We start from the raw sequence: 12,677 nt of genomic DNA, 5'->3' as shown, positions 1-12,677 counted from the left end.
TCACGCGGCAGCGAGCCCGCTCAGTGTTTCCCTCAGCGGGGCTTGACCGGCGCGTAGTCCTCGAATCCGCAGCTCATGCAGTGAAAGCGCGCCTCGTAACCCGCGCCGTCATCGCGTGTGCGCATCGAGCCAGGCTGAAAGTTGAACGAATGCAGCGTGCATCGCGGGCATCTCAGATTCGTCTCCCGGGGTGCCCGCAACTCCCCTGAATGGTCCGCCTGGCTGGTTCCCGAAGCGGGTTTACCGCCACCTGACCGTGCCGCCAGTTCTCCCTTCAGCTCGTCGGCGAGCGTGCGTGCCGCAGCCGCATGTTCATCGGCGGCCATCCCGGCCAGTTGATCGATCCGTTCCTTGAGTCGCGCCAGCTCGGCGGCGTCTGTCATGGTGGTTTCTCCTGTACGCCGGGGGCAGGGCGTTCCGTTGCTGGGCGCTTTTATGGAAGCTCGCGCCGTGGCTGTCTATGTTCAGGGAATCACATCCGGCAACAACAGGACACCCCGATGCGTACATCATGGCTGGCTTTGGCCCTGTTCGCGGCGGCAAGCGTCGCACAGGGAGACGAGATCACCGCGGATTCCCTGGTCGAGGATGCCCGCGCCGAGGTCACCGATATCGACCAGGAGGCCCTGCGCGAACTGATCGCGAACGAGCCGGACCATGTCCTGATCGACGTGCGCTCGCACCAGGAGATCGAGCTGGGCGGCGGCCAGATCCGCTCGCACCTCACGCTCAACATCCCGCGGGGCGAGCTGGAGTTTCGTATCCCGGGTGCGGTGTCCGACAAAGCCACGCCGATCGTCGTCTACAGCGACGAGAACCGCCGTTCCGCGCTCGCGGCGCAGACGCTCGAGCGCATGGGGTACACCAACGTGCACAACTACGCCGGCGGCTTCCCCGAGTGGAAGGAGGCCGAGTTGCCGCTGTACGTGCTCGACAAGGCGCTGGATTCCTTCCTCTACGCCATGCCGCAGGAAGTGACCGATGGCGTGTGGTCCGCGATCGGTGCCACGCAGCCTTCGACCTACGAGAACTCGGGCCACAACAACAACCTGTCGTTCATCATCACCGACGATGGCGTGGTGGTGATGAACGCCGGCGACAACTACCTGCTGGCCCAGTCCCTGCACGAGGAGATCAAGAAGCGCACCGACCAGCCGGTGAAGTATGTGGTGCTGGAAAACGCCCAGGGGCACGCGATGCTCGGCATGACCTACTGGCAGGAGCAGGGCGCAACGGTGATTGCACACGAGGACGCCGCGCGCGAGATCGAGCAGAACGGCCGGCGCAGCCTGGAGGGTGCCCCGAACCGCACCCGCGACAAGGCGTTTCTGACCGAACTCGGAACGCCGGACAAGATCTTCGAGGATCGCGTCGAGCTGGACATGGGGGGCGAGATCATCGAGGTGCTCTTTCTCGGCCCCGCGCACGCCCCGGGGGATATCGCCCTGTGGGCCCCGGATCGCAAGACGCTGATCACCGGCGATCTCGCCTTCCACGAGCGCATGCTGCCGATCTTCGAGTACACCGACACCGCCGGCTGGATCGAAACCTGGGACAAGCTGGAGGCGATCGAGGCCGACTACATCATCCCCGGCCACGGTGGCCCGGTGACCGACTTCGAGCAACTGCGCAAGTACACCCGCGACTACCTCGTCTTCCTTCGCGAGGAGGTGCAGGAGATCCTCGATACCGGCGGCACGCTGAACGACGCCTACAACATCGACCAGTCGGCCTACCGCCACCTGGACACCTACGACGAGCTCCACCGGCAAAACGCCGGGCGCGTCTTCCGTGCGATGGAGTTCGAGGACTTCTGATGCCCCTTGGCGGCGGGGCCTCCCTCGCCGTTACTTCGACTTCAGCAGGTCGCGGATCTCCGCCAGCAGCTTCTCCTCGTTGCTGGGGGCGGGCGGCTCGGCGGGCGCGGTTTCTTTCTTGTGCTGCAGCCGGGCGATCATCTTGATCGCGGCGAACACCACCATCGCGATGATCAGAAAGTCCACCACGCGCTTGATGAAGATGCCGTAATTGATCGTCACCGCGGCCACGCCGTTCTCCGCCTCGCGCAGCACGATCATCAGCTCCGAGAAGTCGACCCCGCCGATCAGCAGGCCGATGGGGGGCATCAGCACGTCCGATACCAGTGACGACACGATCTGCCCGAACGCCAGCCCCACGATCACGCCCACCGCCATATCGATGACGTTGCCGCGCGCTACAAACTGTTTGAACTCCTCGACGATGCCCATGACCGTTCTCCTTTCCCGGAGGTAAAGAAGTTCCTATAGGCCAGTGCCGACGCCGTTGCCATTGGCGGTGACGGGCGGCATATAAGGTTTTCCGCGGCCGCCCCATGGGCGCGTGACTTGCGCAACTTGGTTCCGTGCGTCTAGAAATAGGTATATAGGCGATGCAGGTTTTTCGGGGTGCCGCGCAGCCGGCCCGGGGGAGAGCGCCATGAAGGACACAGAAGCAGCATCTTCGGCCATGGGTTACCACCACCGGGGTATGCACCTCGTGGTCTGGTGCGTGATCGGACTGTTCTGGTGGGTGGCCTCCGCGGCGCAGGCTTCACCGGGGCCGGATTTCAGCGAGCTGTTCGGTGACAGCGACTTTATCGAGATCATCGAACGCGACGAGGGGCTGGAGACCCGGCCGACCGGGTACGTCTCGCAGGATGTCGAGCCGGATCATGTGCTCCGGATCGACCTCAACGAGGGGCAGGTGCCGATCGGGCAGGGCGTGGTCTACGACGGCTTCCTGATCGACGGCCAGTTACCGGGCCCGACCCTGCGCGTGACCGAGGGCGACATCGTGCGCATGGAGATCACCAATAGCGGGGCGGTGATGCACGGGGCATCGTTCCATGCCGCCTATACGCAGACCTCCAAGCATGTCGGTTCCATCATGCCCGGGCAGACCAAGTCGATCACCTTCCGTGCGACCACGCCGGGGGTCTTCATGTATCACTGTGCGCCGGGCGGCCATGCCATCCCCATGCATGTGATGTTCGGCCAGTACGGGATGATGGTGGTCGAGCCGCGCGACAAGCCCTACAAGCTGGAAGAGGACCTCGGCCAGGAGCCGGATCTGAAGCTCTACATGCTGCAGCACGAGCTGTACGCCAGCGGCAAGGAGGCGGTGGAAGGCGATCCCAGCTACACCGCCTTTAATGGCGAGCTGTTCCGCTATGTGGAAAACCCCATCCCGGTGCGCCCGGGCGACTACGTGCGCATGTACTTCCTGAACGTGGGGCCCAACCTGCTCTCGACCTTCCATATCGTCGGCATCGTCTGGGACTACGTGTACTGGCAGGGCCACCCCGAGGCCATGTGGCCCGGCGGGCAGACGGTCACCGCGGGCCCCTCGGACTCCTGGGTGATCGAGTTCCGGATACCGCCGGAGGAGGGCGTCTACACCATGCTGGATCACGGCGTGGGGGGCACCAGTCGCGGTGCCATCGGTCTGCTGGATGCTCGTGCGGACGCCGATACGCCTTCCGAGATCCTGGCCGAGGGCCCGAGCTATGAGCCAGCGGAGCTGGAAGAGCGGATTGGCGAAGCGCGGCGGATTCTTTCGCCATTCGGCATCCCGGACGCCGATGCCAACCCGGTACCCGCGCGCGCCGATCGGCCGGTTCGCTTCAGCTCCGACATCGAGGAAGTCGTGATCGAGATGAAGGGGAATGCCTTCTACCCGAAGATCGTCGAGGTGGCGCCGGGCACCAAGATCACCTGGGTCAACGAGGATGTTTTCACGTACGGTCACGGCGAGACGTCCGGTGCGCACAACGCGGTGGCCCTGAGCGGTCCGCAGTCGTTCGCGACCTCCATGCTGGCGCACGCCGAGAGCGACAGCGTCACCCTGACCGAGCCGGGCACCTACGACTACATCTGCGCCCCGCACCCCTATATGCAGGGCCGCATCCTCGTGCGGGATAGCGACTGACTCCGGCCCGAGCGGGGCAGCGCCCGCAACAGGCGGCGGTGATCGCCGCGCCGCAGGCAGGCTTCAGGAGCCGTGGGCGGCGCGGGAGTCGGAGGGGGCCTGGTCGCGGTCGTGCATGCCGTAGTCGCGCACGACCTCGGCCACGCGCAGGCGATAGTCGACAAAGATGCCTCCGCGCCCGGCCGCCTGCACCTGACGGTGCTCCTCCAGATTGCGCCACTGGCGCACCGCGTCTTCGTCGCGCCAGAACGACAGCGACAGCACCTTGCCCGGCTGGCTCAGGCTCTCGAAGCGCTCGATGGAGATGAACCCTTCCACATCCTTCAGGTGCTCGCGCAACTGCGCGGCCGCATCCAGGTAGTCCTGTTTGCGCGCGGCATGCGGTTCCACTTCAAAGATCACGGCAATCATGGCGGCTTCGCTATCGGCGGGATGGAGCGCCGATTAAAGCACGCCAAAGCCCATTGTGCGGAAGCCGAGCCACGGCGTGATCCTCGGCTCACCCGTCACCCGTCACCCGTCACCCGTCACCCGTCACCCGTCACCCGTCACCCGTTACCCAGCACCCAGCACCCAGCACCCAGCACCTGCCAGTGTCATCCCGGAAACCGCGCAGCGGTTATCCGGGATCCTGGTGCGGAACATCATTCCCGGAGCCGGCAAGACCCGCCTGCGTAACCCCGGTTCCCCCGGATCCTTGCTGAATATGATCTGCATCATTGGATGCAGGAGCTGGGTCGGTAGCCTGTCCCCAGGCCGAAAAGCCTTGTCCTTGCCGCTGAACGCCACCCTCGCAGCCCCGGTGTTCGGCCCATCCAGAGACGCGGACCCGCAGAACCGCGTCTGCTCCACAGGAGGTTCAGCATGAAACCGTTCCGCTTCCAGCACCGTCCATTGGTCCACTCACTGCTGGCCAGCACCGTGCTGGCGGTCGCCAGCATTGGTTTTTCCTCGGCCCAGGCCGATAGCGAGGATGCCGAGGAGCTTCGCGATCGCGCGCGCGTGATGTTTGGCGCGGTCACGCCTTCCAACTTCGAGGAACGCAACGATCCCAAGGCCGTCCTGGGCGAGCACCTGTTCTGGGACCAGCGCCTGTCCCGGGACGGCATGACCGCCTGCGCCAGTTGTCATTACCAGGAGAACTGGGGTTCCGACCTGCGCCGTCTTTCCATTGACGCCCGCGGTAACGAGACCGGGCGCCATTCGCAGACCGTGTTCTTCTCCATGGACACCAAGGCCAACCGCTGGCTGGGCGACCGCGAGACGGGTGCCGAGCAGGCCCAGGGTTCGATTACCGGTTCGATGGGCTTTGACGAGCAGGAAGACATCCTGCCGCTGCTCGAAGAGTTCGGCTATGCCGAGAAGTTCGAGGAGGCCTTCCCGGATGACGATGACGCCGTGAACCCGGAAAACTATGGCCTCGCGCTGCAGGCCTATCAGGCCACGCTGCGCAACCCGGCACCCTTCGATGACTTCCTGGATGGCGAGGACGATGTCCTGAGCGAAATCCAGCTGCGTGGACTGCGCAACTTCATGGACGCCGGTTGTGCCGGTTGTCATGGTGGCCCCCTGGCCGGTGGCGAGCAGTTCCAGCGCTTCGGGGTGGTCGAGGACTACTGGGAGCATACCGGTACGCACCCGGACGACATCGACGAAGGGCTGATGGCCGCGACCGGTCAGGAAAGCGACCAGTACTTCTTCCGAGTGCCGATCCTGCGCAACATCGCCAACACCGGTCCGTACTTCCATGACGGCAGTGTCGAGACGCTGGAGGAGGCGACCCGCATCATGGCGCTGATCCAACTCGGGCAGGAACTCAGCGAAGACGAGATCGAGAGCATGGTCGCCTTCATGGAGTCCCTGACCGGGGAGATCCCGGTGAACTTCCGTCCGCCCGAGGGGGTGCCGTTTGACCTTCCTGAAGGTGTCGAGGATGCACTGAAGGAGCGCGAAGGCAGCGACGCACTCGCGAAGCGCGACTAGCGAGCCTCGGTATACCGTCTGCAACTGGCGGCCACCCATGGGGTGGCCGCTTTTAGTTTGCGCTTTGGGCGGCCCCGACCTCACCGCTGGAGGAAGCCTCGCGGCGGATCAGGTAATCCACATAGAGGAAGCCGAACGGCACGACGCCGAGGAACAGGACCAGCAGCCACTTCCACACCGGCCAGCCACTCTGATGACTGGCGATCAACGAAGTCGCGCCGTAGATGATGAACAGGATGCCGTGCACCCAGCCGACATAGGTGACGGCCAGCGGCATATCCGCATAGGTGCGTAGCGGCATCGCGATAAACAGCAGGGTAATGAGCGACAAACCCTCGAGAACGCTGATCAGGCGAAAGAGCTTCATGGGGCGGGACCGGTCGATGGGGAAACGCGGCGGAGGTTAGCACGAAGTGCGACGGACTCCACGAAATGCACCGGGCAATGTGGCTTGTTCAATCCTTGCGCTGGTTGCGCGCGGATTGGGCGTAGCTCTTGGCCCGGGCGCGGATCTCCTCGAAGAACAGCGCCTCCCAGCGCGTGTTGCGCTCGTCGGGCGAGAGGCTCCCGTCGGCCTGCTCGTTCTTCAGGCGTGTATCGGCTGCCGCCTCGGCCTCGTTCAGGATCTTGCTGAACACCTCCTGGGCCGCGGCGGCCGTAGGGTCGATCCCGTTGCGCTTGAGCACGTCGGCCAGCAGCGCCCCACCTTTTTTCCACTTCGACCAGAGCCTCACGCATCCTCCTCGGGCAGGGTGCAAGATATTTGTGGCGGCACCGCTACGGGATGATTGTGCCCAAAGCGTTCTGCGAAGATGAAGAGGCAGCACACGGGTACGGTATTCCGGCCTGATGATGTGCCTGCCGGGGCGCGAACCTCCGGCAGGCATGTATGGATCATTGGTCTGGATCCTGCCCCGGTGCCAGTATTTCGATCACCAGGAATCGCAGTCGGCTACGGAGCAGCGTGATCTCGGCCAGCGAGTTCTTGCGCAGCCCCAGCAGACGCGAGCCCAGAGGGGACAGGATCGATATCTTGCCGCGCTCGGGCTGGGCGTGCTCCGGCTCGCAAAGCTCGACCAGATAGGTTTCCTCGGTCTGCAGGTCCAGCAGGCGGACGCAGCAGCCTGTCTGGATGACTTGTCCGCACCGGGGGGTGGTGTCCGGATGGGGTGTCTCGCTCTCGATCTTTTCGAGTAGCGAGGCCAGGTCGACTGGTGTACCAATCGCGCCCCAGTAGTCCTGGCGGACCCAGCGATTGACCTGGGAATCGTAGGCTTGACGAAGGTAAGACGAATTCTTGCGCGCCACGGTCGCATCTCCTGTTCAGAGGTAGAAGAAGGCATGGGCCGGGCGCGGAACATTCGGCGCCCGGCCTAAGTGAGGGTTCCCGTCATCGCGTGCTCCATCGTTTGATAAGTGTCTGTTAGAATTAAAGAAATGAGGATGCTACCCAGGCACCCCGAAAAAGGCAAATCCCTGTGAATCGTGGCATTTTTCGTGTGCCTAATCCCGATCTTTCCGATCCCGACATTGCAAAGGAGCCTTCATGGCGAACGAGACGAACGACCCGCAACTGGAAATCAGCGTCAGCTCGGCGCGTGAACTGGTGGATATCGGCCTGGCCGTGTTGCTGGATATTCGCCAGCCCTTCGAGCTGGAGCTGGAGGGCGAGGTGGAAGGTGCGGTGTCGGTGCCGCTGTTCCGGCTGAAACAGCTGCTGGGGCGGGAGATCTCGGAGGAGGAGCAGGAACTGCTGGACGCGGACGAGCCGGATGATCGCGACTTTCAGCACTTCCTCTCGCTGATCAATCGCTACCACGTGACGCAGGACCAGATCCTGCTGTGCCTGTGTAACAGCGGTCGCCGCAGCCTGCGCGCTGCCGAGCTGCTGCGCGAGCTGGGCTATGCCCGTTGCCTCTCGGTACGGGAAGGCTTTCGCGGCTGGAAAGACTAGCGATTCGTTGACTGGCCGGCCTTTCCCGGCCTCGTCGGGAACCCGTGGGCACTTGTGGCTGTCGCTGGTGCAGCATGTAACGGGAGACAGGTATGCAGTCCACGGGTGAGCGTTCGGCGAGTCACAGGATCACGAAGCGGAGCAGGCCGCCGCTTGCGGCCATCGCGCTGAGCGTGTCGCTGGCGTTGTTCGCCGTACCGGCCGTTAGCGCTGCCGAGACCGAGGTCGAGGCCGAACTCGTGGAGGGCAGCGAAGGCCCCTGGGCACAGGGCGAGGCGCCCCCGCTGCTCGAGCTGGAGCAGTTCTTCCGTGATCCGCAGCATGCCGGCGGGCGCATCTCGCCGGATGGCGACTACGTGGCGCTGGTGAGCGCCTTTGAGGGCGCGATGAACCTGCACCTGATGGAGCGGGGCGAGCCCCTGGAGTCGGCGCGCCCGCTGACCGACGAGCCGCGCTCGGTCATGGGCTTTTTCTGGTCCCGCGACGGTCGGTATCTGATCTTCGTTCGCGATCGCGATGGCGACGAGAATCTGGAGTTGCGCGTGATCGCGCTGGAGGACGCGGTCGGGCAGGACGGCATCCCCGAGTCGCGCCGGCTCGCCGGGGGCGATGGCGTGCAGGCGCGGGTGCAACACGTCCCGCGCTCGGCCCCGGAGTACATCTTCGTCGGGCTGAACGAACGCGACCCGCGCCTGCACGATGTCTACCGCGTATCGCTGGAGACCGGCGAGAAGACGCTTGTGGCGAAGAACACCGCCGAGATCGAGGGCTGGGGCTTCCACGAAGGTGAGCTGCGCAAGGCAGTGCGCACCACGGACGACGCGGGCACCGAGATCCTGCGCGTAAACTCGCAGGACGAGTTCGAGTCCATCTACACCTGCGCGTTCGGCGAGACCTGCTCGATCGCGAATTTCCACCGCGACGGCGAGCGGCTCTATCTGCGCACCAACGCGGGGGACGACCGCGACCTGATCGAGCTGGTCCTGTTCGACCCGGCCACCAGCGAGGAAGAGCTGGTGCACCGCGATCCGGAAGGCGAAGTCGACCTCGGTGGCGCGAAGTTCTCCGACCAGGACCATCGCCTGCTGGCCACGGCGTACACCGGGGATCGCCAGCGCATCTACGCCCATGACGAGGACTTCGAGTCGCACCTGGAATGGTTGCGCGACGAGCTGGGCGAGGGCGAGCTGGAGATCACCTCGCGCACCCGCGACGAGTCCCTGTGGACGGTCGGGGTCATCCGGGACACCGATCCGGGCAGCGTGTATCTGGCGGACGTCGAGGCGCGCGAGATCGAGCTGCTGTACGAGGGGCGTCCGGACCTGCCGCGCGAGCACCTCGCGCCGATGGAGCCGATCCGCTACACGGCGCGCGACGGCCAGGAGATCCCCGGCTATCTGACGCTGCCGCACGGGGCGGAGCCGGAGGGCCTGCCGCTGGTGGTGATGCCGCACGGCGGCCCGTGGATTCGCGATACCTGGGGTTACAGTGGCACCGTGCAGTTCCTCGCCAACCGCGGCTATGCGGTATTTCAGCCCAACTTCCGTGGCTCTTCCGGTTTCGGCAAGGCATTCCTCAACGCCGGCAACCAGGAGTGGGGCACGGGCGTGATGCAGCACGACGTCACCGACGGCGTGAAATACCTGATCGACGAGGGCATTGCCGATCCCGACCGGGTCGCGATCTTCGGGGCCTCCTACGGGGGCTACTCGGCCCTGGCCGGCCTTACCTGGACGCCCGAGCTGTACGCCGCCGGCATCTCCATGGTTGGGCCGTCCAACCTGATTACGCTGATGGAATCCATCCCGCCGTACTGGGAGGCCGGCATCCGCCGCATGCACGGCCGCGTCGGTGACCCGGAAGACGCCGAAGACCGCGAGCGCCTCAAGGCGCAGTCGCCGCTGTTCCACGTCGAGAACATCCAGGCCCCGCTGATGGTCGGGCAGGGCGCGAATGACCCGCGCGTGAAACAGCAGGAGTCCGACCAGATCGTCGCGGCGATGCGCGAGGCCGGGCACCCGGTGGAGTACCTGCTGGCCCCGGACGAGGGCCACGGTCTGGTCGACCAGACCAACCGGCTCGCCTTCTTCGCCGGGCTGGAAATCTTCCTGGCCGAACACCTGGGTGGCCGTCACCAGGCCGACTACCCCGAGCCGGTGCAGGACCGACTGAATTCCTTGCGCCAGGCCGTTGAGGCAGTCGACAGCCCATAGGTATCAGCGAACTAATCGGCTGGATAAGGCCGCCCTCGTTACTGCGATCGGCCACTCATTTTCGCCGTGGTAATGGCCGATACAGGGGGTCTAGTCTCGTAGGCGATGTAAGCAAATCGAGACCCCTTGTGGATCCCCGCGACGCCGGTTCGTCCCGCCGGGAGGACACGCTTATTCGTGCCTCCTGCGGAGTACTCCGGACATCGCGCCCGCCAAGGGGCTCCCCCAATACGGCAACGCGGCCCGCCGCGAGCACCTGATCAGCGAGGCACCTCCATGGCGACTAGCAAACCGACCACCACCGATGCAGGCATTCCCGTCGCGAGTGACGAGCATTCGCTCACCATCGGACCCGATGGGCCCATCGCGCTCCATGACCACTACCTCATCGAGCAGATGGCGAACTTCAATCGTGAGCGGATCACGGAGCGCCAGCCACATGCGAAGGGGGCCGGCGCATTCGGGCACTTCGAGGTGACCAGCGACGTCAGCCGCTACACCAGGGCCGCCGTGTTTCAGCCCGGCACCAAGACCGACGTGCTGCTGCGTTTCTCCACGGTGGCCGGCGAGCGTGGAAGCCCGGACACCTGGCGGGATCCGCGCGGCTTCGCGGTGAAGTTCTACACCAGCGAAGGCAACTTCGACATGGTGGGCAACAACACGCCGGTGTTCTTTGTTCGCGATCCGATGAAGTTCCAGCACTTCATCCGTTCCCAGAAGCGCCGTGCCGACAGCAACCTGCGCGATCACGACATGCAGTGGGACTTCTGGAGCCTGTCGCCGGAGTCCGCGCACCAGGTCACCTGGCTGATGGGCGATCGCGGCATTCCGAAAACCTGGCGGCATATGAATGGCTACTCCAGCCACACCTATATGTGGGTGAACGCCGAGGGCGAAAAATTCTGGGTGAAGTACCACTTCAAGACCGACCAGGGCATCGAGTTTCTGACCCAAGAAGAGGCCGACCGGCTCGCTGGCGAAGACGCCGACTACCACACCCGGGACCTCTACCAGGCCATTGATCGGGGCGATCACCCGAGCTGGACGCTGTACATGCAGATCATGCCGTTCAAGGAGGCCGAGACCTACCGCTTCAACCCCTTCGACCTGACCAAGGTCTGGCCGCATGGCGACTACCCGCTGATCGAAGTGGGCAAGCTGACCCTGAACCGCAACCCTACGGATTTCCACACCGAGATCGAGCAGGCCGCGTTCGAGCCCAACAACCAGGTGCCCGGCACGGGGTTCAGCCCGGACAAGATGCTGCTGGCGCGGGTCTTCTCCTATGCTGATGCCCACCGGGCGCGTCTGGGGGTGAACTACAAGCAAATCCCGGTCAACGCGCCACAGGCACCGGTTCACAGCTACAGCAAAGATGGCGCGATGCGGGTCCAGAACGTCGCGGATCCCGTGTATGCACCCAACTCCAAGGGTGGTCCCGCGGCGGATAGCGAGCGCTACCCGGAAATGGCGACATGGGCGGCGGATGGCGAGCTCGTCCGCGCCCCTTACACCAAGCGCCGGGACGATGACGACTTCGGTCAGGCCGGAACGCTGGTGCGCAAGGTGATGGATGACGCCGCCCGGGAAAGACTGGTTTCCAACGTGGTGGGGCACCTGAAGGATGGGGTCTCGGAACCCGTGCTCGAGCGCGCCTTCGAGTACTGGAAAAATATCGACCCGGACGTCGGCGAGCGGATCGAGCAGGGCGTGCGCGGCGGCTAGACGCGCGCTGCGTCCTTGCACAAGCGTGGACGGCGAGTGTGCGCTGTTCTACACCGGCTGGTGTTGGGGTATGCGCCAGCATGCGCAGGACGATGAGATCCCCTTGTCCGCTATTCAGTTTCGAGTGGACGGCGGCGCGTACTGCGTGCGCCGCCGTCGCACCGGAAACCGGGAAGCCCGCAAGGGATGCGTTGTTCCAGCCGTCAGCTTTACGCCGCCGACCGGCCAGCATGGGCCACGCGCTCGATCCTGACCGGTACCGGTCGGCAGACCGTGTTGCAGACCGGCGAATGTTCCTGCGCAAATCTCAGCAGGTCGTCCAGTTCTTCCTCGCTGCAGTCCGCGTCGATCTGCATCTGGATGGTGATGTCCTGGTAGCCAGCGGGGACCGCATCATTAAGCGCCAGGAAGCCTTCCAGATTGATCGTTCCTTTCAGCTCGGTCGAAAGCGAATGGATACGGATACCCCGGGCGGTGGCATGCAGCACGGTCGTCGTGGTCACGCATCCCGCCAGTGCATGGAGCAGGTATTCAACCGGGTTGGCACCCTCGTTGTTGCCGAGTAGTACCGGCGGTTCCCCGTTGGTGAATTCCCAGCCGGTATCCCGCGAGCTGTCTTCGGCACCCGCACCATAGAAGTCCTTGATGGTCGATCGGTTCTCGCCTCCGTTGATCCAGGTATTGCGGGCGCGGAACTCGAACTGCGCGAGATCGCGGTTGTCCTGCAGGGCCTGCACGGTCGTGGTCATCTGATCCACGTTCAGGCCGTTCATCGTGTTTTGAGTGTTCATGGCTGTTCTCCGCTTGAGAAGGGACCATTTCGCGCCATCGGATGGTGGCGCAGTTATAGGCTA

At 64.4% G+C, this 12,677-nt stretch carries 13 protein-coding genes; 6 read left to right on the top strand and 7 right to left on the bottom strand.

Translation table 11 applies throughout. The annotated features are described in order from the left end of the window. Positions 1-32: 32 nt before the first annotated feature. The gene (locus F579_RS0105205; protein WP_019025102.1) at positions 33-383 is read right to left on the bottom strand and encodes a hypothetical protein; all 351 of its coding nucleotides are present in this window, start codon (positions 381-383) and stop codon (positions 33-35) included. Between the two features lie 117 nt (positions 384-500). On the opposite strand from F579_RS0105205, the gene F579_RS0105200 reads away from it, so the two are divergent. Next, the gene (locus F579_RS0105200) at positions 501-1,817 is read left to right on the top strand and encodes a rhodanese-like domain-containing protein (RefSeq protein WP_019025101.1); all 1,317 of its coding nucleotides are present in this window, start codon (positions 501-503) and stop codon (positions 1,815-1,817) included. A 30-nt stretch (positions 1,818-1,847) separates the two neighbouring features. On the opposite strand, the gene mscL is transcribed toward F579_RS0105200, so the two are convergent. Then, the gene (mscL, locus tag F579_RS0105195) at positions 1,848-2,249 is read right to left on the bottom strand and encodes a large-conductance mechanosensitive channel protein MscL (RefSeq protein ID WP_019025100.1); all 402 of its coding nucleotides are present in this window, start codon (positions 2,247-2,249) and stop codon (positions 1,848-1,850) included. Positions 2,250-2,487: 238 nt separating this feature from the next. Here mscL and F579_RS0105190 point away from each other — a divergent pair, with 238 nt between their 5' ends. Continuing rightward, positions 2,488-3,948, top strand: coding sequence for a plastocyanin/azurin family copper-binding protein (locus F579_RS0105190; protein ID WP_019025099.1), 1,461 nt, complete (start codon positions 2,488-2,490; stop codon positions 3,946-3,948). 63 nt (positions 3,949-4,011) lie between these two features. Here the strand turns inward: F579_RS0105190 and F579_RS0105185 are convergent, their stop codons facing one another. Next, positions 4,012-4,359: an antibiotic biosynthesis monooxygenase gene (locus tag F579_RS0105185; protein WP_019025098.1), complete on the bottom strand. Its 348-nt coding sequence runs from the start codon at positions 4,357-4,359 to the stop codon at positions 4,012-4,014. 453 nt (positions 4,360-4,812) lie between these two features. Between F579_RS0105185 and F579_RS0105175 the strand changes: the two genes are divergently transcribed. Then, entirely contained in the window at positions 4,813-5,931 is a 1,119-nt protein-coding gene (locus tag F579_RS0105175) for a cytochrome-c peroxidase (RefSeq protein ID WP_019025096.1), read from the top strand. A gap of 52 nt (positions 5,932-5,983) precedes the next feature. Here F579_RS0105175 and F579_RS0105170 read toward each other — a convergent pair whose 3' ends face one another. The 3 genes from F579_RS0105170 to F579_RS0105160 all read right to left on the bottom strand — a co-directional run bounded on the left by F579_RS0105170 (position 5,984) and on the right by F579_RS0105160 (position 7,239). After that, entirely contained in the window at positions 5,984-6,298 is a 315-nt protein-coding gene (locus F579_RS0105170) for a DUF3817 domain-containing protein (RefSeq protein ID WP_019025095.1), read from the bottom strand. 88 nt (positions 6,299-6,386) lie between these two features. Continuing rightward, positions 6,387-6,665 (bottom strand): hypothetical protein, encoded by a 279-nt coding sequence (locus F579_RS0105165; RefSeq protein WP_019025094.1) that lies wholly within the window; start codon positions 6,663-6,665, stop codon positions 6,387-6,389. Between the two features lie 160 nt (positions 6,666-6,825). After that, complete coding sequence (locus tag F579_RS0105160; protein ID WP_019025093.1) at positions 6,826-7,239, bottom strand: GreA/GreB family elongation factor; 414 nt, start codon at positions 7,237-7,239, stop codon at positions 6,826-6,828. 238 nt (positions 7,240-7,477) lie between these two features. Here F579_RS0105160 and F579_RS0105155 point away from each other — a divergent pair, with 238 nt between their 5' ends. From F579_RS0105155 to F579_RS0105145, 3 genes are all read left to right on the top strand, one after another. Next, entirely contained in the window at positions 7,478-7,885 is a 408-nt protein-coding gene (locus tag F579_RS0105155) for a rhodanese-like domain-containing protein (RefSeq protein WP_018137876.1), read from the top strand. Positions 7,886-7,977: 92 nt separating this feature from the next. Next, on the top strand, positions 7,978-10,098 hold the full coding sequence (locus F579_RS0105150) for a S9 family peptidase (RefSeq protein ID WP_019025092.1): 2,121 nt from the start codon (positions 7,978-7,980) through the stop codon (positions 10,096-10,098). 276 nt (positions 10,099-10,374) lie between these two features. Continuing rightward, complete coding sequence (locus tag F579_RS0105145; RefSeq protein WP_019025091.1) at positions 10,375-11,823, top strand: catalase; 1,449 nt, start codon at positions 10,375-10,377, stop codon at positions 11,821-11,823. Between the two features lie 209 nt (positions 11,824-12,032). Here F579_RS0105145 and F579_RS0105135 read toward each other — a convergent pair whose 3' ends face one another. Beyond that, positions 12,033-12,614 (bottom strand): OsmC family protein, encoded by a 582-nt coding sequence (locus tag F579_RS0105135; RefSeq protein WP_019025090.1) that lies wholly within the window; start codon positions 12,612-12,614, stop codon positions 12,033-12,035. Positions 12,615-12,677: the final 63 nt, after the last annotated feature.

The sequence above is a fragment of the Thioalkalivibrio sp. ALJ21 genome (genome assembly GCF_000378605.1).
GTDB lineage: Bacteria > Pseudomonadota > Gammaproteobacteria > Ectothiorhodospirales > Ectothiorhodospiraceae > Thioalkalivibrio.
Note: the sequence above shows the minus strand (reverse complement) of the source record. Positions and strands in the feature narration are given on the sequence as shown.